Source organism: Microbulbifer sp. A4B17 (genome assembly GCF_003076275.1).
Taxonomy (GTDB): Bacteria; Pseudomonadota; Gammaproteobacteria; order Pseudomonadales; family Cellvibrionaceae; genus Microbulbifer.
The window spans coordinates 4,711,892-4,731,020 of sequence record NZ_CP029064.1 but is presented as its reverse complement, the minus strand read 5'-3'; the positions used below and the strand labels follow the sequence as shown (position 1 = coordinate 4,731,020).

The 19,129-nt window shown below is 49.3% G+C and carries 18 protein-coding genes; 9 read left to right on the top strand and 9 right to left on the bottom strand.

All coding sequences use genetic code 11. The annotated features are described in order from the left end of the window. Positions 1-3 precede the first annotated feature (3 nt). The 5 genes from BTJ40_RS20675 to BTJ40_RS20655 form a co-directional block, all read right to left on the bottom strand. Positions 4-528 carry an AraC family transcriptional regulator gene (locus BTJ40_RS20675; protein ID WP_108734856.1) on the bottom strand — a complete coding sequence of 175 codons (525 nt, stop codon included), beginning with the start codon at positions 526-528 and terminating at the stop codon, positions 4-6. A gap of 116 nt (positions 529-644) precedes the next feature. After that, a complete protein-coding gene (locus BTJ40_RS20670; protein WP_108734855.1) occupies positions 645-1,643 on the bottom strand; it encodes an FAD:protein FMN transferase in 999 nt (332 codons plus the stop codon). A 12-nt stretch (positions 1,644-1,655) separates the two neighbouring features. Then, a complete protein-coding gene (locus BTJ40_RS20665; protein WP_108734854.1) occupies positions 1,656-3,227 on the bottom strand; it encodes a general secretion pathway protein GspF in 1,572 nt (523 codons plus the stop codon). Positions 3,228-3,338: 111 nt separating this feature from the next. Continuing rightward, on the bottom strand, positions 3,339-5,858 hold the full coding sequence (locus BTJ40_RS20660; protein ID WP_238152083.1) for a LamG domain-containing protein: 2,520 nt from the start codon (positions 5,856-5,858) through the stop codon (positions 3,339-3,341). 3 nt (positions 5,859-5,861) lie between these two features. Beyond that, entirely contained in the window at positions 5,862-7,088 is a 1,227-nt protein-coding gene (locus BTJ40_RS20655; RefSeq protein ID WP_192879362.1) for a hypothetical protein, read from the bottom strand. Positions 7,089-7,313: 225 nt separating this feature from the next. Here BTJ40_RS20655 and BTJ40_RS20650 point away from each other — a divergent pair, with 225 nt between their 5' ends. Genes BTJ40_RS20650 through BTJ40_RS20625 form a run of 6 tightly spaced genes read left to right on the top strand, consistent with a single transcriptional unit; the run spans position 7,314 to position 13,294 of the window. Then, complete coding sequence (locus BTJ40_RS20650) at positions 7,314-9,929, top strand: PD40 domain-containing protein (RefSeq protein ID WP_108734853.1); 2,616 nt, start codon at positions 7,314-7,316, stop codon at positions 9,927-9,929. A gap of 3 nt (positions 9,930-9,932) precedes the next feature. After that, entirely contained in the window at positions 9,933-10,796 is an 864-nt protein-coding gene (locus tag BTJ40_RS20645) for an outer membrane beta-barrel protein (protein WP_238152082.1), read from the top strand. Then, positions 10,766-11,419 (top strand): outer membrane beta-barrel domain-containing protein, encoded by a 654-nt coding sequence (locus BTJ40_RS20640; protein ID WP_108734852.1) that lies wholly within the window; start codon positions 10,766-10,768, stop codon positions 11,417-11,419. The genes BTJ40_RS20645 and BTJ40_RS20640 overlap by 31 nt, the downstream gene beginning before the upstream one ends. A 31-nt stretch (positions 11,420-11,450) precedes the next feature. Then, positions 11,451-11,927, top strand: a complete 477-nt coding sequence (locus BTJ40_RS20635) for a TlpA disulfide reductase family protein (protein WP_108734851.1) — start codon at positions 11,451-11,453, stop codon at positions 11,925-11,927. 4 nt (positions 11,928-11,931) lie between these two features. Beyond that, positions 11,932-12,147 (top strand): DUF4266 domain-containing protein, encoded by a 216-nt coding sequence (locus BTJ40_RS20630; protein WP_108734850.1) that lies wholly within the window; start codon positions 11,932-11,934, stop codon positions 12,145-12,147. Further along, on the top strand, positions 12,134-13,294 hold the full coding sequence (locus BTJ40_RS20625; protein WP_108734849.1) for a DUF3570 domain-containing protein: 1,161 nt from the start codon (positions 12,134-12,136) through the stop codon (positions 13,292-13,294). The genes BTJ40_RS20630 and BTJ40_RS20625 overlap by 14 nt, the downstream gene beginning before the upstream one ends. Before the next feature lie 83 nt (positions 13,295-13,377). Here BTJ40_RS20625 and BTJ40_RS20620 read toward each other — a convergent pair whose 3' ends face one another. Together BTJ40_RS20620 and BTJ40_RS20615 are read right to left on the bottom strand one after the other, a co-directional pair. Next, positions 13,378-13,680 carry an antibiotic biosynthesis monooxygenase gene (locus BTJ40_RS20620; protein ID WP_108734848.1) on the bottom strand — a complete coding sequence of 101 codons (303 nt, stop codon included), beginning with the start codon at positions 13,678-13,680 and terminating at the stop codon, positions 13,378-13,380. Next, complete coding sequence (locus tag BTJ40_RS20615) at positions 13,680-14,018, bottom strand: NIPSNAP family protein (protein ID WP_108734847.1); 339 nt, start codon at positions 14,016-14,018, stop codon at positions 13,680-13,682. The genes BTJ40_RS20620 and BTJ40_RS20615 overlap by 1 nt, the downstream gene beginning before the upstream one ends. 89 nt (positions 14,019-14,107) lie before the next feature. Between BTJ40_RS20615 and BTJ40_RS20610 the strand changes: the two genes are divergently transcribed. Further along, a complete protein-coding gene (locus BTJ40_RS20610; RefSeq protein WP_108734846.1) occupies positions 14,108-14,800 on the top strand; it encodes a helix-turn-helix transcriptional regulator in 693 nt (230 codons plus the stop codon). 8 nt (positions 14,801-14,808) lie between these two features. Here the strand turns inward: BTJ40_RS20610 and BTJ40_RS20605 are convergent, their stop codons facing one another. After that, complete coding sequence (locus BTJ40_RS20605) at positions 14,809-15,399, bottom strand: DUF998 domain-containing protein (RefSeq protein ID WP_238152081.1); 591 nt, start codon at positions 15,397-15,399, stop codon at positions 14,809-14,811. A gap of 258 nt (positions 15,400-15,657) precedes the next feature. On the opposite strand from BTJ40_RS20605, the gene BTJ40_RS20600 reads away from it, so the two are divergent. Next, positions 15,658-17,046, top strand: coding sequence for a pyridoxal-dependent decarboxylase (locus tag BTJ40_RS20600; RefSeq protein WP_108734845.1), 1,389 nt, complete (start codon positions 15,658-15,660; stop codon positions 17,044-17,046). A 333-nt stretch (positions 17,047-17,379) separates the two neighbouring features. Continuing rightward, positions 17,380-18,267, top strand: a complete 888-nt coding sequence (locus BTJ40_RS20595; protein WP_157954183.1) for an alpha/beta fold hydrolase — start codon at positions 17,380-17,382, stop codon at positions 18,265-18,267. A gap of 69 nt (positions 18,268-18,336) precedes the next feature. Here BTJ40_RS20595 and BTJ40_RS20590 read toward each other — a convergent pair whose 3' ends face one another. Next, the gene (locus BTJ40_RS20590; protein ID WP_108734843.1) at positions 18,337-19,122 is read right to left on the bottom strand and encodes a DUF2884 family protein; all 786 of its coding nucleotides are present in this window, start codon (positions 19,120-19,122) and stop codon (positions 18,337-18,339) included. Positions 19,123-19,129: the final 7 nt, after the last annotated feature.

Sequence of the window (19,129 nt, the reverse complement as noted above, 5' to 3'; positions counted from 1 at the left end):
TAATCAGGGCGTTGGCCACTGCACCAACTCAAACTCCGGCTGTTGTTTTCCGGAGCTGTCAGAGATAACCAGCTCAATAACGGCGGGCTCATCGGTTTTATTTAATTCCAATTTGGCCGCCCGCTTGTACTCGCGCCCTTCGGGCCCCAGACCTGTTACAAAAGCAGAAATAGTGTAATCACCGGATTTCAGGTTGCTTTTGTAAAGTGGTTGAATGCCACCGCGAATCAACGCTTCCCGCTGATGTTCCGTATACAGATGACTTGCACTTAACTTGTTGTCGATGTGGAGCTTTACGGCATCTAAAGTAAAATAATGGCCTACATCCATAGACACATAAAAAGCGATCTGGCTCTGCGCAGGGTAGAGCAGATCCTCTTCAAGAATTAATAAATCCCTGTTTAATTTGAGTACATTGCGCTTTAACTCTTCCAGTTTCTCTGCGGAGAAATCGTTTTCCTGAGCCTGTAAAAGCGCAGAGGCTAAAAAGCCGATAAAGAAAATAAAGCACTGAAAGAGGCGTCTCATGGCAGACCTTTTGATAGGAATTGGCATTATTCTTTGGTCGGCGCAAATTATGTCAGGGGATCAATGATCTGATGTGATCTTGTTGGCAAATTTTCTATGAAGATAAAATGGAATACTCAAAGATTCTCCAAACCGCGACTGAAAAACAGCTTCCGGTTACTATCGATAACTACTGCCTCAAATTGGGGCAATCGATTGATAAGTGCCAAGCCCTTTTCTTTTCCCAGAACAAACACACTGGTAGAGAGAGGGTCGGTATCAAAACCTCGGGGGCCAATAATACTGACACTGATCAGCTTATCCGTGTTCTCTGCCGAAGTTTCAGAGGGTTTACCCGTGGAAGGGTTAAAAATGTGGTGAACTCTATCCTGCTGCTCATCAATAAAATAGCGCTCGTAGTCTCCAGAGGTGGAGATGGCGATATCGCGCAGGGGGATTACCGCAGCATTTTTACTTTTTTCACGGGGGTGGCGAATACCCACTAACCAGGGTTGCCCCTGTTTATCTCCGAGCATACGAGCATCGCCACCAGCACTGACACTGGCACAGCAAATCTCTGCCTGCCTGAGAATCTCAATGGCCCTATCAACTGCGTAGCCTTTAGCGATGCCACCCAGATCTATTTTTGTATCCTTGTGACTGAAGCGCAGTGTGTTGGTCTTTTTATTCAGTTTTAGATGGCGATAATTCAGTGCCTCTAATAGAGAGTCCGTCAGCTGGTTGTCTGCCTGTTTTTGCTGGCGAAAATCATAATGCTTGCCGAGAGTGGCATAGCTGATATCGAATGCTCCATCAGTTAGTTGGCTAAACCAAAGAGATTTATCAATCAGGCTGGTGAGTTCATCGGAAATATTAACTTTACCCCGGCCTGCCGTGCGGTTCACCAGTGATAATTCACTGTTTTCCTTGTACGGGGAGAGCTGATTGTCCAGGCGCTGGAACTCTGCCATGACTTCTTCAATAAGATGTTCGGCTTCATCGCCGTTTTCGTGCCACAATTGCAGGCGTACCTGCGTGCCCATAATTGCACGTTCAGCGTAATGCCATTCGGCCACAGAAGGAATCGTGCAAAGTGTGGCACTACACAGTAACAGCGTTTTAAAAAAGCGGAACATTACTTATCCAACTTAAACAATAGGAGCAAATGCAGTCATGCTGTCTTGCAAGGTGCTATTGCCGAGCCCGTGGTCAGGGAAGAGTGTTGAGAAGTTACCTTGCTCCCCGTGCAGGGCCATATAATTGAGTACAACGGTTTCTACCAACAGGTTTACATTGTTGGCAGCGGGAGTCGATGTTGTTTCTACATCGCCGGAGCTGCGCATATAACCGAGTTGCTGGTGGATCGCCTGTTCGTCTGCAGTGCTGCCTAGTAGCTGCGGGCGTCCCGCTGGGTTATATACCAGGAAAAATGAGGCGGCTGTCTGCTGGTCGTCGCCGGTCCAGACGCCTTTGCCGCGGCCCTCTACTGAGTCGTCCAACATTCCGTTGGAGAAAACGGAGCCATCACTAAAGACATAAATCATCAATGGCTGGCTGCGACGTGCGGCATATTCCAGGCAGGCGCCAATACAGCGTCCAGCGCGCAAATCGCGGATCTCTCCTGTGGCGCGGTCGCCGGTATGATAGTCGTAGCCACCCATGGTAATAGTGCCTGCACCGGCATATCCATTGACGACCAGCTTCATCACTGAGGCGGTTTTCTGGAACTCTCTGTCACCACTCAATTCTGAGCTGGTAAAAACACCGGATGGCCCGACGATATCAGGATCGGATTCGGGATTTAAATCGGCCGGGTTGCCAAAGCGATCAGCCAGGTCAGCACTTTTCATATAGCCGCAACGCACCAGATCTTTAATGACTGCATCGGTGCTGACTTTAGTGTTGACGTTGCTGAGTTTCGCCTCGGATATGCGGTACATGGACTCCATCACCGCGACAGTGTCCTCCTGACTGAGCAGACCCACCAGATCTCCTACGTCCACAAGGCCGGTAACGTCGGAAGAGCGGTCTACTTTGGTGGGGCGGACTTCGGGGTTGATCATGGCGGAAGGAGCCATGGAGTTGCCACCGGAATCACTGGAGCTGGAGCCAATCAGGGCCAGCAGGGAACCATTGGCTCCGGCCTGGTTGATACCGTACATGGGATTGTGCGGGTTGTTGCCGGTGTCATTTTCCGAACGAGCAGGAATAACTGCACCGTTGGTCGCTGATGCTGTGCCCGTGCTGATTTTTTCCAGGATGCCTCGCAACATGCCGCTGTCGCTGTGGAATGCGAGGCCCAGGTCAGTATTGATAAATTCATCGCCCAGAGATGGAATCATATCTCCGGGAAGGCCCTGCTTGTTGTAGCCGGCAGTGCCGAGAAAATCCATTTGACCGCCCTCTTTGCCTACCAGCACATTGGAACCTGCGATATTGGCGCCGCCGGCGAGATCGAAACAAATAAAAGGAATTTTACCGGCACCGAATGCACTGACATCACAGGGGCCGCCATTGGTTTGTCGCAGTGCTTCCAGGTCTGAGGAAAGGGCTGCATGGGCGCTGCGGGGATTTGCAAACAAGCTGAAGACAGAGCCGCCCAGTACTGTTCCCACACCCGCTCGGAAGCCCTGAGCGAGAAAATCGCGGCGTGTTACCGGGCGGTGGTGGTCCGGGTGCCGTAGCGGCTGGTCCAGATCAAAATGTTTTTTCTTGCTCATAATATTCCCGGATATAGTTTTCGGTTTGCCGGCTATTTATCGTTGAGTGGTTTGGCCGGTGGGTGTTTATTGTTGTTACCCACCGGCAAAGCTGCTGTTTTTTTTTCTAGATCAGTGAATCAGAATCATGGCACTACCCATTGCTGCAGCGCACACGGCTTTCACCGTAGTTTCTGTGCGGTCTGAGTCGCAGCTTCCGCCGCAGGAGGTCATGGTGTCGATAAGCGCGTCCAGTTCCGTTTCTACAGAGGCCAGGTCTGGAGCGCTGGCAAGTTGCGAGACGCTGCCGTCGTGCCAGTTCATCTCGTGGCCAAGCAGTCCTTCCATCAGCGGGTCGATAATCTGCGCGCGCTTGCTGGCACTGTCGAAGGCGGTGTCTGCGGAAGCGCTGAAGTCAAATCCGCTGAAGTAGCTGCTGCGATCACTGGAGTCCACCAGGGTGCTGCAATACTTCACTGCCAGCTGAGTGATACCCATTTGTTGTGCAGCGAGGAATCCTTCAATGTCACTTTCAACCGGAAGCTGGCGCTTCACGGTTTCCCAGGTTTCATAAATATCCGGGTGGGACATGGAAACTCCGGTCGCCTGGGACAGGCTCGCATGGATCTGTTCAAATCGGCGCAGACCTATGCGCGATTGCGCCTCCAGATCAGCGGCATCTGCCGGTTCAGCCGGAGTGGCCTCAACCCGGTTATAGGTTTCGCTGCCGATTCTTTCGAAGGTCAGGAAAAATTCATCATCAAGGGGGCCTTTATCCAAAGTGATAATGGTCCCGAGCCTGGATAGCTGCTGACCTTCACCTGCTACGTAGCTATTGTCGACAGCAGTGGCTAACTTGGACCACGCTTGGCCCACCTCGGCTTCGCGGCCGTTAATACCGATACGCATTCCCTCAATGGCGATTCCAGATGGATCGACACTGTCATCAAGGCTGACAAAGGTGGGTTCGCTAAACAGGTAGGCATAATTATCAAATTGCTGCACGGTAAACATGACATAACTTTCGGCAATGCCTGTGTGCTCTTCAACTTTGAATAAAAGCAGATATTTTTCACCGACACCGACTTCGTAGTTGGTGGCGATATCCTCTTCCGATAGGGCGCGTGAGTGAATTGCCAATAGGCGAATGGAACCTTCCCAGCTGTTGCCGTTACTGACTTCACTGCCTACTGCGAGGGCGAAGGTGTCGTCCCAGGTAGATAGCAAACCGGATTCACTTGGGTCCAGCTCCCCGGTATTTGCACCGTTGACGTAGAGTTTGCGTCCGTTAATCGGATCGTAGGTGGCCACCACATGCTGGAGGCTGGCCTGCACAACCTGGTCGGCATCATCAGTTGCCAGGGCCGGCATACCGTCCGCATCGGTGTTGTCGTTGCGGTTTTGTACGGTGTAGCTGTATTGATCCTGGCCGAGGGTAAAGTTGCGAATATCATCGCCACCGGAATAGGTGACGATACGCGCGGGCCCATCCTGTGAGACGTTGGCCGGTGCCGCCCAGATTTCAATAGAGTATTCGCCGGTCGCTGTGAGGGTATCGTACAGCTTGCTGCTGGTTGCGGTAGCGCCCTGTGCTTTACCTCCCTTTAATTGCAGTCCCCAGGAATCGATCCATTCCACATCGCCAGAAAGGGCGAGATCAATTGCGGGGTTAACTCCGGAGGTATCGTAGGCAGTGGTACCGCTGCCGGTTTTAAATTCATAGAGAGCAATTGCATTGCTCTCTATACGACCGCCACTGCTCGCAACAATTCCGTCAGTAAGGCGCAGAGCTTTACTGATAACCCAATCGGGATCTACTTCGGTAAGGCTGATAGTGTCGGCGAAGGCCTGAATTGCTGCGGTCATCTCCGCTTCGTTATCTGCACAGTCATCCCAGCAGTTGTGATATTCACTGCCCAGGCGCACAGAGAAACGCGAGTCGGCCGGGGAATCCAGGTTTATTTTGCTGACCGCAGATTCGTAGGCCAGGTCGACATCAGAGCTGGCAAAGTAGGGAGTTTGTGCCGTTGTTGCATCTTCGCTGTGACAGTTGGCACAGTAGCTGCGCAGAAGCGGGTAAACAGTAGTGCTAAAACTGCCGCTGGATTCGGGGAAGCTTTTGCTGGCACCCACTTCGCGTTCGACAGGAGCGACAAGGGTGATTGTATTGCTCAGGCTGCCGCTGGCCCGGGCCCACTCCTCAATATAGTTGGTAATAATTTCCGCACAGGCATCATCGCTGGAAAGCCAACAATTGTGCCCACCACCAACCTTGGTTACTAAGCGGGATTCATCGGGAACTGATAAGTTAATTAACTCCCGTCCGGCATCGTAGGCAGCATTGATATCATCGCCACGGACAAAATGCGGGCTCTGGTTATTTTCAATATGACAGCTGCCACATCGATTTGTCGCCGCCAGGTTATCCCAGATGTACTGTTTATATTGATTGACATCATCGGTTTCAGGATCTGGTCCGGAATAGGCAGCGGTGCCATCGCTGTCACTGGTATCCGGCTGACTTTCGGTGCCCTCTCCACTGCCACCACTACAGGCGCTGATTGCCAGCGCAGCACAAAACAGTGAAGCGATACTAAGTGTGCGAGCTGCCAGTGTATTTTCCATCACTGGGAGACTTTTATAGATTTTCATTTTTTAATCTCCCGCGCAGTAAACCGCAGTGTCTGCGTATACCTGCTTAAGTTTGTAGCCGGTATTGCTGAAGTCATCGGTAATAGTTTCAATACGGTTACGATCGGTGGCATCTTCTGGCTCGCGCAGACAAACCTGGCGAAAAACTTTGGTTACCTGGCATTCGGCAAAAGCTCGGCTATTGGACAATTCCTCTCCCAGTGATTTGATACCGTTGCCGCTGCCGGACAAGGCGTCGCTCCAGCCCAGGTGCATATTTATGCCCTCACGCCAGTAGTTAACCCAGCTGTCGTCGGGAATGATAAAACCGTGGGGGAAGTTGCCGCTGTTGATCAGGTTTTTGGCCTTAACACGGCTGCCGGTTTCTGGATCTATATCACCGGCTGCGTTGTAATCCAAAGCTCCCTCTTCGCCATCAGGATCATTGTCCGCATCGTATACATAGTCGTAGTAGGCAAATGCCTGTGCCATGGGGTCCATGCCACTGTGACAACCGATACAGTTATTTTGAAATACGCGACTGTCGCCCCCGGGGCTGCGACTCACATCCTGGCGAATACGATCCGGTGAGCGGGAAGTATCCTGCACCTGCTCCATGTCGTTGCACAGGTGATTGAGCATGGTAAAGCGAAACATGGCGCGATTGGTTCCCGCACTAAAAAAAGCCTTGGCAGCAGCGCGGCTGGTAAGAACGCCGGCGGTGGCATCTGCGGGGAGACCATTGAGAGAGGATTGGGCTTCCTGCACCAGATTGTCCTGCAGGGAATAACCCCCGGCTTCCAGTGTCTCGTAGTGATCGTTATTGCCTGTGTTATAGGAGGGCAGGCCAGAAATATCACCAGTGTAGAGAATATTTGCCGAAAGCAATTGGCGGAAGTCCATATCGTCCCGGACCATGCCGATTACCGTCGCCGTGTAATCATTTAATGGTTCAAATACGTCCTGCTCCTCATTGGTCCAGGGAGTGGCCAGATTTTTTAAAGTGACATTGTAGAAAGCGTCATTCTCCATTGCGGTATACGCCGCAGCGGTGGGGTCGCCGTTTTCTATATCCTCTGCCATATCCAGCAATACGCTTTCGCTAGGAATGGTTCCGGTGATGCGGCTATGAATTTGGAGGGCCTGGTCCTGTGATGCTGAAAGGACAGAATTACTCCACAGACCTACTCCGAGCAGTGCGGTTACCGTGGTGAGCCGGAGTACACGCGCTCGAGACGAATTATTTTTCATTGGACTATTTTTGTCGGTGAGATCACTGGGATGTGGCAAAGCAGTCTAAAAGCAGATTTCAATAATGTCAGAATGACTTTCAATATTTGCGTCCCAGTTGGCAAACTTTTTGTGCGCAACTTGCGAGAATTACCCTCAGCGGCCAAAGCCGTATAAAAAAATTCTCAGGCTAAGAGCATAAAAAAGGCGAGTGCTGCTCGTGCCAAACCCGGGTGGATAACAAAAATGAAATGTTTGCGTGCGCTGCCACTTTTGCTATTGGTGACGGCCTGTAGTGGCGGTGGCAGTTCCAGTGACGATGGAGATCAAGCCGAAGATCCCGTCGTGCAGGATTACCCTGTTGCCTTTGTTCGTCGCCAATTGAGCATTGAAGATGATGGCAGTCTGCAGGCGGATGACATTTACGAACCTGGGGAATTTTTTGCCGGTGCTGAGCTGATATTAAAAGACCGCGCAACTGCCAGTGCTGCAGAAACTGTCATTACCGTAGATATTTTCGACGGTGATTACGATGTCAAAGACCTGAATACTTCAGCGGATGGCAGCCAGCTTATATTTGCGATGCGTGCACCGGAAATTGAAGATGCCGATGACGATGAGCAGCCAACCTGGAATATCTGGGTATACGATAAAGAGACAGAAGAACTCACTCGCATAATCGAGTCAGATTTAACCGCGGAAGAAGGCCAGGATATTGCCCCTGCTTTTTTGCCCGATGGACGCATCGTTTTTTCCTCTACGCGACAGCGCCGTTCCAGGGCTCTACTACTGGATGATGATAAACCGCAATTTTCAGCCCTGACGGAAAACCGAGAGGAGCCGGCATTTGTACTCCATGTGATGGAGGCGGATGGAACCGATATCACCCAGATATCTTTTAATCAAAGCCATGATTTAAACCCTATCGTACTGAGCGATGGACGTATCTTGTTCAATCGCTGGGACAATGCGGCAGGTATCGATAAATTGAGCCTTTACACGGTAAACCCGGACGGTTCTGATCTGGCGGTTTACTACGGTTATCACAGTCAAAATACGGGTACAGAGGATACAGAGGCGGCGTTCAATCGACCGCACGAAATGCCCGATGGTCGCCTTTTGGTGACTCTGCGATCCCCCTCCGGTCTCACCTATGGTGGCGATCTCATTACTATCGATGGAATTGTTTATAACGAAGCTTATAGCGAACCGGAGCAAAGTGGTGAAATGGTCGGGCAGGCTTCAATTACTGTGGGGGAAGTCACTACCGACGATACCATTTCTCCACACGGCACTTTTGCCTCCGCGTGGCCATTCCACGATGGCACCAGTCGCCTGCTGGTAACCTGGAGTGAGTGTCGAATTGTCAATGAGGAAACCGAGCTGCTGGAGACCTGCCCGGATACCCTTGCAGAAGATGAAGAGGTTCAACTGGCGGACCCGCTATACGGCCTGTGGATTTACGATTATATCGCCGGCACCCAGCTTCCTATTGTGGTTGTGGAAGAGGGAGAAATGATTTCTGAAGGGGTTACTCTGGAGCCTCGCACCGAACCAACCTATATTCCAGATCCCATCGCTGGAGTCGATGTCGATGCGGATCTGGTGGAGGAATCTGTCGGAATTCTGGATATTCGCAGTGTTTATGATTTTGATGGTGAAGATATTGTCGGTATCGAAACCCTGGCAGATCCGGCTCAAACCACGGCAGATCTGCGGCCCGCGCGATTTCTGAGAGTCTCCAAAGCCGTGGCCATTCCCGACGATGATGTGCTCGACTTCGATGGGGCTGCTTTTGGTCGCAATGGCAACCAGGGAATGCGCGAAATTCTGGGTTATACCCCGATCCAACCGGACGGTTCTGTCAGGGTAAAAATTCCTGCCGATATGCCCCTGGCAATTTCAATTGTCGATGCGGATGGAAAACGTATTTTTGACGCGCATAACAATTGGCTACAGCTACAGGCCGGAGAAGTGCGCAGTTGTAACGGTTGCCATACCAGCGATAGCGAAATTCCCCATGGGCGCACGGATATGCAATTGGACTCGGCCTGGGATGGGGCGCCTACTTCGTCTGCGCCATTTGCCAATACCGAGCCCGCGCTACTGGCGGAAATGGGCGAGACCATGGCCCAGCTTTTGGCTCGATATATCGGTGAGGCTGAGCTTGAAGGGGATCTACACTTTACCGATTTGTGGACTGATCTAGCGGTACGCACTAAAGATGACGAAATATTGCTGTCATACGGTGATTTAAGTACCGATGCGCCGGTAGATTCCACCTGCCTGACGGAGTGGGATACCAACTGTCGAATCGTCATTCACTACGAGCAGCACATTCAGACACTGTGGGATTTGTCCCGCGAAGTCTTGGATAGCACGGGGGCGGTGATCGACGATTATACTTGTACTGGTTGTCACTCGCCGGTCGATGCCGCTGGGGCAACACGGATCCCCGACGGGCAATTAGATCTCACAAATTCAGCTTCTTCTGTCAATGATGCCTGGTTTACTTCCTACTCAGAACTGGTGGTTAATCGCTCGCAGTTGGAATTAGTTAATGGAGTCTTAACGCCGCGGCTTGTACAGGAATATGACGATGATGGAAATCCTGTTTACGAAGTCGATGAAAATGGTGAGCTGGTTCTCGATAGTAATGGAGATCCGATTCCGGTAATGGTAACCGTCAATATTTCCTCTCCCTTAGCGAGCTCGGCTCTTGAGAGCTCGTTTTTTTCCCTTTTTGAAAATGGTGGCGCACACCAAGGGTACTTAGAGGATGCCGAGCTGCGTTTGATTGCCGAGTGGTTTGATATCGGTGCCCAGTACTATAACGATCCTTTTGCAGCACCGGCAGATTAATCCATGTTGAAATTACAACGCTATTTTATTGGTAGTTTCCCGGTATTTATATTACTTATCCTTTTCTCAGGACCGGTCTTTTCTGAAGAAACTTTGATGAAATCTGATGTCTCAGATGAAATCCTGAAAGAAGAATTGATTGAGACTGAGACTGAGACTGAGACTGAGACTGAGAAAAAGGATAAAGACCCTGAGGATGCAGAGCTGGTTACAGTAGGTAATGCATTTATCAATATATATCGAGGTCCGGGCCGCGGTTACCCTATTTTTTATGTGGCGGAATATGGTGAAAAAATTTGGTTGCTCAAGCGCCGCACTGATTGGGTAAAAGTTCTGACTGCACGCAATAAAAGTGGCTGGGTAAAAGTTGATGATTTGCGTGAAATATACGGGGAAAACGGAGAGATTGTCAGGGTGCCACTGCCCGATTTCTCTGACGTTGACGACGGTTACTTTTATTTGGGCCTGAGTTATGGCGATTTTGCTGGGGCCAATTCCCTGGGCGTTAGCTTGAGTTATCAGTTTACCACTAATTTATCTGCAGAATTACGTGCGACACAGGCTGTGGGCTCCTATTCAGACAGCCAAGTGTATCAGGTGGCGATGGTCCATCAGCCATTTCCACACTGGAAAGTGTCCCCTTATTTTGTTTTGGGAGCCGGGGTAAATATCACTTCCCCGAATGCTACTATCGTTGCTACTGAGGATAGACAGGATACAACGATGCTGGCTGGACTGGGGTTACGTACTTACCTGTCTCGCCGCTTCGCTATAAGGGCTGAATATACCAATCACTACTTGCTTACCACGCAGGAAAATAATCAGGAGATAGTCGAGTGGAAACTTGGTTTCGACGTATATCTGTAGGCTCTGCGGCCCTTTCCGCCCTAGTGGGGGCTCAAGCATGTGCCGCCCAACAGGATGATGAAGTGCTCGCTGATATTGTCGCACCTGAATTGGAGCGGCGGGAGATACGCGATGCCTTGATAGATAGTGAAAATATAGAAATCGGCCTGTTTGCGGGTGTTATCAACGTTGAAGATTTTGGTTCAAACACCCTCTATGGAACTTCAGCGGCCTACCATATCAGCGAAGACTTCTTTATTGAGGCTACCTATGCCCAGACTGAGTTGGGTGAATCCAGCTTTGAACGGTTGAGCGGCGCCGCGCCACTTCTGACCGACGAACAGCGCGAACTCAGTTATTACAATACTTCCGTGGGCTGGAATATTTTCCAGGGTGAGTACTTTGTATTTGATGATTGGGCTTTTAATGCCAATTTTTATGTTGTGGGTGGTGTGGGGAATACCTCATTTGCTGACGAAGAGCACTTTACCTATAACTTTGGTGCTGGAGTGAGAATGCTTGCCAACGATTGGCTCGCAGTTCGCCTGGATGTTCGCGATCATATTTTTGAGCATGAATTATTTGGCGAAGCACAGGTCACCAATAACCTTTCTGCCCAGTTGGGGCTTACCATCTTTTTTTAATTGATAATCAATAAATAACAAGGACTAATCCATGAAATACCTGGCTGCTTTATTGACCCTGTTTTTATCGATGTCGCAGGCCTACGCCGCTGAGCCCTCGAAGGATTTCACCTTGAGTTCAAACCAGGGCGGAAACCTGAGGCTCGCAGAGCAGCGCGGTGATGTCATCATGCTGAACTTCTGGGCCTCTTGGTGCGGTCCCTGCCGACAGGAAATGCCGCTGTTGGATCAGTTACATGCTCGCTATGCAGCAGCAGGTTTCCAGGTTTGGGGGGTGAATGTGGATGCCCAGCGCAAGGATGCAGATTCTCTATTGGCAAAAATTCCGGTGGAATTTCCGATTCTCTTTGATGGTAAAGGGGAAGTGAGCAAAATGTATGGTGTTGCTGCCATGCCCAGCACTGTATTCATCGATCGTGATGGTAATGTTCGCTATATCCATAAAGGCTACCGCGATGGAGATGAAGCCGCCTATAAAAAAATTATTAAGGAACTGATTCGGGAGTAGTGTCATGCGTGCGCTATTGCTAGTTTGCACTCTCTTGATGAGCACAGGTTGCACTATCAGCCCCTGGATTGCCCCCTATGAACGGCAGTTCCTTGCCGACCCGATTATGGGATTTGAGCAGGACCCGGTAGCAGCTCGTTATATGAATCACGTTTACGAAGCTCGTGAAGCAGCGCGCGGAGCTGAAGGGGGCAGTGGAGGTGGATGTGGCTGTAACTAAGCTTCTTTATCGCTGGAGTGGATTGCTGTTTTTGGGGCCGATAGTGGCTGTCGCTGCAGTTCTTCCCGAAGAGCGTGCGGACAATATGTACCATGCCTATAGCGGTGGTGGGGTGACTATTGACGGGCCCTCAGTGTTGATCCGTAAGAATATCGGCAACAATGTCTCCTTATCTGCAAATTACTATGTGGATATGATTTCCGGGGCCTCTATTGATGTAGAAGCTACGGCCAGTGAGTATTCTGAACAGCGGGATGAGTTTTCTCTGGGGGCTGACTACCTGATAGATAAAACTACTATCAGCATGGGCTATACGAACAGTTCTGAGAATGACTACGAGGCGCAGACCGTTGCTTTCGGTATCAGTCAGGGCTTCTTTGGTGATTTGAGCACTATCGACCTGCGGGTTAGTTACGGAAGTGATGATGTATTTCGCAATGGCGATGATAATTTCGCCGAGGAAGCGCAACACCGCCGCTACGCGCTTAGCTGGAACCAGATTCTCACGCAAAAGCTGATTGCAGAGTTAAGTGTTGAAACTGTGGCGGATGAGGGTTTTCTCAACAATCCCTACCGCAGCGTCAGGTATGTCGATGAAGCATCTGGCTCCGGGTTTAGCTATCAGGCCGAGGTTTACCCCAGGACCCGCAACAGTGACGCAGTTGCCATAAGGGCAAAATATCGATTGCCCTATCGTGCAGCAATCAAAGGGGAATACCGACACTATGCGGATAGCTGGGGGATTGTTGCAGATAATGTGGAGTTTCGCTATACGCACCCTTGGAAAGAACGGGATGAGTGGATTTTTGAAGGGAAGATTCGCTACTACAAGCAGAACAGCGCTGACTTTTACAGTGACCTTTTTCCCTATCTCAACGCCACAAACTTTCGCGCCCGAGATAAAGAATTAAGTAATTTTACGACTTTGGCCTTGGGTATAGGGGTTTCCTATGAACTGCCGCGGCGTTGGTCACTGTTAAATCGCAGGAATACAATCAATCTATATTGGGATCATATCCTGTTTGACTATGAGGATTTCCTGGACGTCACCGTACATAATTCGAATACGTCTATCAGTCCTGGGAACGAGCCGGCTTACAGTTTTTCTGCCAATGTAATTCGTTTATTTTGGTCAGTCCGTTTTTAGGAAAGGGAGCCTCTGTATTCTGTTCTTTAGAAAAGGAACGAGGTGCAGAGGCTCTTTAGTTTGAGTCAAAATTGACTGTTGATTTACTGCATAGAATAATCCCGAAAAATTTTTCCAATCCTTATGCGATAGTGATCAAATAGTTGTTTTTTGCCTAGATGCTGTGCATCGCAATGTGCTTTGTTATTTTCCCAACTCACTACAGATTCTTCATCTCGCCAAATAGAGAGTGACAGAATTTTTCCTGGCTGATTGAGGCTTTGAAATCGCTCGACTGAGATAAATCCATCGAAGTTGGTCAGGTGTTCTTTTAGGTTGGCGGCAACGGCCAGATATTTGTCTTTTCCTGAAGGCTTTGGTGTAACTTCAAATATGACGGCAATCATCACTGATTTTCCTGTGGGAGCTTCAGGTAGGTTTCCGGCACAGTCTTTAAAAAGCTGCGCTTCTCCTCAAGAATAAACTTCTCTCTCATCGCAAACTGGAAATTCTCACTGCCCTGAGGAGACTGCTTCAACAGTTTTCGATATTGTTCATAGTGAGCCAAGCTGTCGAAGTTAATAATACCAAAGGCCTGAAAGTTGGTGCCCTCAGAGGGTAGAAAATACCCTAATAGCCGTCCACCACAATCGGGAATAATTTTGCCCCAGTTCTCCGCATACAGCCGGAAAGCATCAAGCTTAAACGGATCGATCTTGTATTCAATAAAACAGGTTACAGTCATCTAAGTTGCCTCTATTCATAATTTGCTGGCATTCTAGATGGTTTAATTTTCTATACTTCGGTGTTCAGCGAACTGTTGCGGGGGTAACCATGGAACCTGACATTTCGGTAATATCCAGCTTGATTGGGGATCGGGCACGCTCAAAAATATTGATGGCGCTTATGAGTGGAAAAGCACTGACAGCAACAGAGTTAGCCTGTGAGGCTGATGTGACTGCACAGACTGCTAGTAACCATCTTTCCAAGCTGGTAGATAGCAAGCTGCTGATAGTTCGCAAGCAGGGTAGGCACAAGTACTTTCAGCTGGCGAGTCATCAAGTTGCCGAAGCGCTAGAGGCACTGCTCAATCTGAGTAGCACCCTGGTACCTCAAAAAGTTACCACTGGACCCACTGATCCAGATTTAAGGAAATCCCGTATCTGTTATGACCACTTAGCAGGTTTAACTGGTGTCCTGCTTTACGAGGCTCTAGTGGCTAATAAATGGCTTGCTGAGCAATCACAACAGGTAGCCCTAACAAAAGAGGGCGTGCTTTTTTTTCAGAACCAAGGGGCAGCTATAGATAGTTTTAAGCAGCGCAAGCGCCCTGTTTGCAAGTCATGCCTGGACTGGAGCGAAAGAAAAAGCCACCTTGCTGGCAGCTTGGGCCAATGGGTACTCGAAGATGCCTTGGCAAAGCAGTGGGCGGTTAGAAGAGCGGACTCCAGGGCGATTACTTTCTCCCACAAGGGGCTTTTACTGTTCTCGAAGCGTTATCAGATTGATCGCTCCAAGTTGCTATAAATTATTTGTCAGCTCGTTATCAGATTGAAGGAAAGCCCCGTTAACCATATCAACTGTGCTCCATAGCTGAGACGTTGGTGCAGACCGGGGTTGGTTTTTTCCTCGTAGGCTTTTTTTAAGGTAACAGTAAAATAGATAGATGCGAGCAAGCAGGCTGTACTAAATAACCTGAATTCTATTGAGAAATAACTGCTGAAAATACTTAGTAATGGCGCAATGAGTAATGACAGTATCATAAACATCCCCGCCCAGGAATGTATCTGGCATTCGCGACTAGGGGTTTTTGTATAGGGATCCGCATCCATAGGAAAGTAACCCGCAACCCAGGTTCCAATACCGTGGATAATAATTAAAATTCCAATGATGGTATGTGCAACTGGGGCCTGCTCAATTTGAATTATATGCAGGCCAAATAAGAAGAATAATATATCAAGTGGGTAGTTGTTAATGAAGGGAGAGAGTTTCTGGGTTGGGCTTCCAACGGCTCCTAGTTCGCTACAGAATTGTCTTGAATGGCTATAGCCCGAGTATTTTGCTCCTGCCAATGTAACACCTACAACCATCCATACCAGGGAGATAAACCCCAAGTAAGCAAACACTGTATGAGCCCCGACTGGTTAGGTTGGGGCAGAAGATAGCACTAGATAAAAAGTATTTTCAAGTTAATTTATTCCCTCTAGCGTGCAAATCTTATTGCTGTTTCTACTTTAGTTAAAAGCGATTATTGCCACAAAGATAAGTATTTTTGTCCTTATTGTTCGTATCGCTTTAATTAGTTTTTTATTAGTTTAAGTCTAATAGAGCAGTTAATTGTTTATGCTGGATCAGTTCTGGGAAAAGGAGTCGAGGAGTCGAAAATGGATAATAATGACAGCAAAAATATCTCTAATGCCATAAAAGCACTATCCCTGGCAGCACAGTACGCTGAGGAATATGTTGCTAATATTTGCGATCGTCGCGTAAGTCCGTCCGCTTTTGATATTGATCAAATGCAATTTTTTAACAGTGACTTGGCACGGGCTGGGGAACCGGCAGAGGCTGTTGTCGAGAGCCTGCATCGTTATGGTTCTCCGGCAACAGTTGCCAGTACCGGTGGGCGTTTTTTCGGGTTGGTGGTAGGTGGGGCTACGCCAGCTTCTATGGGCGCGGCGGTAATGAACGCCGCTTGGGACCAAGTGGCCGTCTTGGAGTCGTCGGCGCCTTCTGCAATCTATCTGGAGCGCATTGCGGCAAATTGGATACTGGAATTGTTAACCTTGCCGACGGAAAGTAGTGTGGGTTTTACCACAGGGTCATCTATGGCCAATATGGTGTGTTTGGCTGCTGCGCGGAATACGATTTATCAAAAGTTAAATATCGACCTGGCAAAATGCGGGCTAGCCGGTGCGCCGCCACTGCGTATTATTGTGTCTGAGCAGTCCCATGTCACAGTTCACAAGGCACTCTCTATTCTTGGATTTGGCATGGACCAGGTGATTAAAGCGCCCTGTGATGAACAGGGGAGAGTGCGTGCAGATACTTTTCCCGAGGTTGATGAAACCACCATTATTTGCCTGCAAGCGGGAAACGTAAATTCCGGAGGGTTTGACCCATTTACAGACATAATTCCCAAAGCTAAATCTAAAGGCGCCTGGGTCCATGTGGATGGCGCCTTTGGTTTATGGGCGGCAGCTTCTCCGGTGAAATCAGCATTAACGGCCGGAGTTGAACAAGCGGATTCCTGGGCCGTAGACGCCCATAAGTGGCTAAATACACCTTATGACTGTGGCTTAGCAATTTGTCGGCAGCAAGGGGCTGTACACAATGTCATGACAACCCAGGCGCCATACCTGCAGGCGGGTTTAGAGGTCCCACCCAAGGATATGGTGCCAGAATTCTCCCGCCGAGCCAGGGGTGTGGAAGTGTGGGCAGCTATTCAGGAGATGGGCCCCAAAGGAATTACAGCGATGATTGATCGCTGTTGCATTCACGCTCAACATTTGTGCGAAGGGTTGGCAGAAATGGGCTATGAAATCCTTAATGATGTGGTGCTAAATCAGGTAATAGCGACTATTGGAACTACGGAGGATATTCAGCAAATAGTAAGTGCCATACAGGAGGAGGGCGTGTGCTGGTTCGGAACAACCAGTTGGAGAGGCAAAATGGCCCTGCGCATCAGCGTTTCTTCCTGGGCGACTACGGATAGGGATATAGAGCTTACGCTAAATGCTATTCGCCGGGCGACGGAAACCCAAACAATCCGGTAACCTGTTTTGCGGCACGGAGTAATAGGGAGCCCCTAAAAGTCATTAAGTGCAAGTCGCAGTTCACCTCTGCAACTCATATAGGTTCTGTGGCTTTATTCAAGGCTCGCTGGTTTCCTGCCTATGGTAGTAGGAGGTGATTTCAGTTGCCAATGCCGTCTATTCTTATTGAATATGGGCGGATATGACTCAATGTTTCCAATCGTACCCCTGGAATATCACTATTTCCGCCAATTCAGCCACTTTTATAGCACATAGTAGATGAAGGGCTCGGGCATAACGATGACTTTTTGGCTGATTTTAATTCTCCTTCTGATTTTATTCTGGCTTCTGGGGATGGCGTTTTGTAGCCCCAGCTTAAGTCGAAATGAACTGCTGAAGTTCTCTTTTAATCAACTTACGCTGCCCGGCGGTTTATCGGTAAATTATCGCGAAATGGGACCCGTGGACGGCCTCAACATATTATGTTGTCACGGAGGTGGTGATTCATTGGGTGCCTGGAATGCCTGGGCGGCAAAAATGGCTGAAAAATACCACGTTATTCTAGTGGACTTACCGGGACATGGGTTGACCGATCCACTGCCGGGGGGCACCTATACACCAAAGCATTTTGCCGATTTTATTACAGAATTTATCGCTACCCTGAAGCTTGATAATTTTGTGATCGTCGGCCATTCATTTGGTGGGAATGGGGTTTTACGTTATCTAACAGTGCATCCAAATATCCCTAAAGCAGCTATTCTTGTCTCTCCCGGTGGTTATAAATGTGGCAAGGGATTGGAAATGCCTGCAGGCATAGCCCGATTTGCCACCAGCCACTGGGGACGAAAGCTGGTTTCCCAAATTGGTAGTCGCGGATTACTCAAAAAAATGCTGGGGTCCAGGTTTTTTTATAATCCGGAGGCCCTGCCTGGAGAGATGTTGGAAAGAATCTATTTGCTTTCCCGCTATGAGAAGAACCGGGGGACTGCGATCAATCTGGTTGCCAATGCCACAATCAATTTTCAGCCATTGCCGGACTTAGAAAATATTAAAATTCCAGTTCTATTTATCTGGGGTGCTGAGGATCAAATTATTCCCCTGTCCGTAGGACAGTATTTTTCTGGCAAATTGCCTCAAGGAGAGTTAGTAGTCTACGAAAAGGTGGGGCACATGTCCCATGTCGAGAATGCCGAACAAAGCGTCACCGATGCAACAGCATTTCTCCAGCGGCAAGGGCTGTAACAAGACTGCAGAGAATTAAAAAAGAGGCCGCAGTGCGGCCGAATTTGGGGGGATGAAAATCAAGAGTATCTAATCGGCTATAACCAGATTGGTTTTAACTATGTCGTAGTGACTGAGTTCTGGTACCAGCTGGTGGAGGTCGGTTTCCAGCCGATCAATGGTTTTCAGTTGTGTACACAACCTGTATGCAGACTGCTCAATATTTTCTGCACGCTGCTCAATTAAGCGCTCCGCCTCTTCGGTGGCTTGTTCCTCAATGCTTTGACCTCCGGTAAAGGCTGCTTTGAGTGCATGCCAGGCAATGGTTCCCGCTGACTCCATAGCGAGACGCTCGATACGGGGCTCAAACTCTTCAGAGATGGTTTTCTCTATATAGTCACCAATTTCCTCCCCTCCCAGCTGATAGATCTCACCCTCTCGATTGAGGCGGTCTTCGGTGCGCTGGATCAGGTCGGCGGAAAGTTGCTGGAGCTCGAGGATGTCAGGGTGATCTGGTCCGGCGAGAGCGTTAATGGCAATGGACAGGCCATCCATTGCGATATCTATCGCCTCGAGGGTAAGTACCAGTGTGTCACGGCCTGCGATATGAAGTTGCTGGCGGTACTCCTGAAGCAGTTGTTCCTGCTCAGAGTTGAGGGGCAGCGGCTCACCATCCACCGACAGCTGGCTGGGAAGCTGAAATGTCATCAGTTTTCCGTTCTCCCCATCGACGGTAAAGAAATCCGGGCCTACTTCAATGGCGTAATCCGTGGACACGTTGCAGTCGCTGGTATCGACATGAAAAGAATCGTGGGCCATTGCCTGTGAACTGATACCGAGGCCTATCAGGGTTGAAAGTGCGATTGGCTTCCACATATGCCGG